This is a genomic window from Kitasatospora sp. NPDC059462, assembly GCF_042749955.1.
Classification (GTDB): Bacteria; Actinomycetota; Actinomycetes; order Streptomycetales; family Streptomycetaceae; genus Kitasatospora.
On the sequence record NZ_JBHYUU010000405.1, the window covers coordinates 1 to 1,279 of the forward strand.

2 protein-coding genes are annotated in these 1,279 nt (G+C 76.8%); one reads left to right on the plus strand and one right to left on the minus strand.

What is annotated here, in order from left to right; translation table 11 throughout:
- Window positions 1–82 precede the first annotated feature (82 nt).
- Window positions 83–346, plus strand: a complete 264-nt coding sequence (locus tag ACFXAM_RS38785) for a hypothetical protein (protein WP_380298642.1) — start codon at window positions 83–85, stop codon at window positions 344–346.
- 196 nt (window positions 347–542) lie between these two features.
- Here ACFXAM_RS38785 and ACFXAM_RS38790 read toward each other — a convergent pair whose 3' ends face one another.
- Window positions 543–962, minus strand: a complete 420-nt coding sequence (locus ACFXAM_RS38790; protein WP_380298644.1) for a hypothetical protein — start codon at window positions 960–962, stop codon at window positions 543–545.
- Window positions 963–1,279: the final 317 nt, after the last annotated feature.

Consider the following 1,279-nt stretch of genomic DNA (forward strand, 5'->3'; position numbering starts at 1 on the left):
GCCCGGCGCGCGGCCCGGTCTCTGCCATCGGCCACCCGGCCCCCGGCCGGAACCGGCCGGGTGACGGACCGGTTGCACTCGCGTGAAGCACCTCCGCCGCGCCGTCCGTGGTACCGCACATCTCGTCACCCGGCTCTGCTCCGCCATCGAGCGCCTCGACGCGCGCGCGGACGCCGCCCTGAGGGCCCGGCTGCGCCCGCTCGTCACCCGCCTGGCCACCCTGCTGCAACGGATGGCCGCCGCCAACTGCAGCGACGCCCTCACCCGTCACCTCCCCTGCCGCGCCGCCCGCGAGCGCACCCGGGACCGCTCCGCGGCCACCGGGCCCTCGCCGCTGGACGACTGACCGGCGGGAGGGCCGGGGCCCGTTCCCGGGGCCCGGCTTCGAACCCCCGTCGCCCCTCGTCCACCCGGAGGGCGGCCCGGGCGGCGTCCGGGCCGCGTCCGGGCGCGTGCATCGGCGGTGCGGAGGCGGGGGCGCCTCCCGGCCGCCGGGTGTGGGGCGCGTCGGCCGGGAGGCGGGGGTTCGGAGCCGGGCCCGGCTAGGCGCGGCAGAGGCCGGTGGTCCAGTCGACGGTGGCCGTGGCGCGGGAGTACTGCCACTCGGGGCCGAGCAGTTCCCGGTCCAGCTGGGCGGCGGCGCCCCGGTCCTCCACGAGGTGGCCGTAGTCCTGGAGCCAGGCCGGGTAGAGGTTCTTCGAGCCGATGTAGAACGCCTCGTCGTCCACCGCGACCAGCTTGTGGTGCAGCGCGTACGGGTGGCCGTCGGCCCAGGTGGCGGCGGGGGCGGCACGGAAGGTGGCGAGCTGGAGGTTGCCGCACAGCGCGGCGCCCGCCCGGCCGCCGTCGCCGGTGAGGGCGGTGAGGCGGGCCTTGAGCAGATCGCCGATCTCGGCGAGCGACTTGATCTGCGAGTAGCCGCCGCTGCCGATCGCGCCCCGGTTGGCCGGGTCGCTGACCACGATCCGCACCTTCACGCCGTCGGCGAGCTTGGCGGCGAGCGTGTCGTAGAGGCGGGCGTCGTAGCGGGCGAGGGGCGGGCAGGTGGCGTTGAGGTCCTGCTGGGAAATCTCGACGTGCCGGCGGGCGCTGCCGACGAGGGCGCGCAGGGCGTTCTCCTCGGGGTTGACCGTCTCGTAGTCGCGGTCGGCGTTGGTGTTGTCGTGCAGCGCCAGCCCGCAGCCCCCGGCGTGCGCCGCCCCGGGGGCGGGTGCCGGGCGGTAAGCGGAGCCCCGGAGGACGTCCTAGAAAACCACGCCCAAAACCCCCACCGCGCTCA